Source organism: Myroides sp. LoEW2-1, from assembly GCF_009767705.1.
In the GTDB taxonomy this organism is placed as follows: domain Bacteria; phylum Bacteroidota; class Bacteroidia; order Flavobacteriales; family Flavobacteriaceae; genus Flavobacterium; species Flavobacterium album_A.
On sequence record NZ_WSPP01000068.1, the window covers coordinates 1 to 1,334 of the forward strand.

Annotated in this window: 2 protein-coding genes; both read left to right on the forward strand. The window is 32.1% G+C overall.

What is annotated here, in order from left to right:
- The coding region (locus tag GOQ24_RS05335) for an RHS repeat-associated core domain-containing protein (protein WP_317165481.1) at window positions 1-819 on the forward strand (819 nt) is incomplete at its 5' end.
- Window positions 820-830: 11 nt separating this feature from the next.
- Window positions 831-1,262 carry a hypothetical protein gene (locus GOQ24_RS05340; RefSeq protein ID WP_160339250.1) on the forward strand — a complete coding sequence of 144 codons (432 nt, stop codon included), beginning with the start codon at window positions 831-833 and terminating at the stop codon, window positions 1,260-1,262.
- The last annotated feature ends 72 nt before the right edge of the window (window positions 1,263-1,334 follow it).

Sequence of the window (1,334 nt, forward strand, 5' to 3'; positions counted from 1 at the left end):
ACAGGTAAGCTGTGTAAGGTCACAGAACCTACGGATAGTATCACGACATGGTTGTACGAAGTAAATTCTTTTGTACCTTGTGGTAAGATTAAGGATGGGGAGAGTTTTAGTATTGTGAGTAACTATCTCGGTACACCTGAGTATATGTATGATGCTACGGGGGACTTGGTGTGGCATGGTACACTAGATATCTACGGTCGTATCGATATGAAGGTAGGTAAGCGGATGGACTGTCCGTTTCGATATCAGGGGCAGTATGATGACTTAGAGAGTGGGCTATATTATAACCGCTTTAGGTATTATAGTCCTGATATGGGGATGTATGTGAGTCAGGATCCTATTAAGTTTTTAGCTGGGATAAAATTCTATCCATACGTAGAAGATTCAAATATAGATTATGATTCATTAGGACTTATTTCTGAGGGAAAGTTTGGAACTTTTAAAGGAACTAAGAATACTCTAGATGAAGTAGGAAATGGTATTCAAAGGCATCATTTAAATCAAACTGGAGTATTCAATTTTGATAGGGATTCAGGAAGGGTAATTGGGTTAGAAGGTTATGCTTCTCGAAAAGGGAGTCAACATTATAAGGCTCATTTACATATGGATGATTTTTATGAAAAGTTAAGAGTTAAAGGGAAGATTCCATCCGTTTTTAGATATAATGTTGAATTATATAAATCACTGAGAAAAGCAGAAATGGGAAGAAGGGTAAGTGTGAAAGGAGTATATTTTGCTGTATTAGAACAACTTACTAATGGTAAATTTCCATGGAATAAAGTAGATAATATTAATGTTAAACGTGTAGCACATCATTAGAATATAAAATAATGAATTTAAAAGAATTATTATTTGGAAAGAAGATAGAGATTTCACCAAAAATGGATGAAATAGCTCAAAAGTTAATAAATAATGAATGGTTTATTAATTGTGGACCTGAGCATCAAGTTGAAATAGAAACCTATTTTAAGCTAGATCAAGTGCGTACTATTGATGAAGTAGAACAAAAGATGTCTTATAAAAAAGATGTAAAGAATTTTGTTACACTCGATAATCTTTTTATTGAGTCAGCCCGAAGAGGAAGTTTATTTAATCTGCTATACTATCCTAATGATAAAAACTCATCTAAGTATAATAATCTTACAGAGGCCATTGATAAAAAGTATATTAAAAAAGGATTATTTAAACCTGATTATATTTTTCACTTATTTAATGAAAAATATAATGTAGATTGGATATCCAAACGAAATCTGGACAATTAGTTAAGCAGCTTTATTACTATTTATTATTTGATTAAATTCGTTGATTGTCTGGTAGTTTAAGTAGGAGTGTCT

Excerpts from the sequence above, each read along its gene's own strand:
- GOQ24_RS05340 (WP_160339250.1), top strand. The coding sequence starts at position 831 with ATGAATTTAAAAGAATTATTATTTGGAAAGAAGATAGAGATTTCACCA.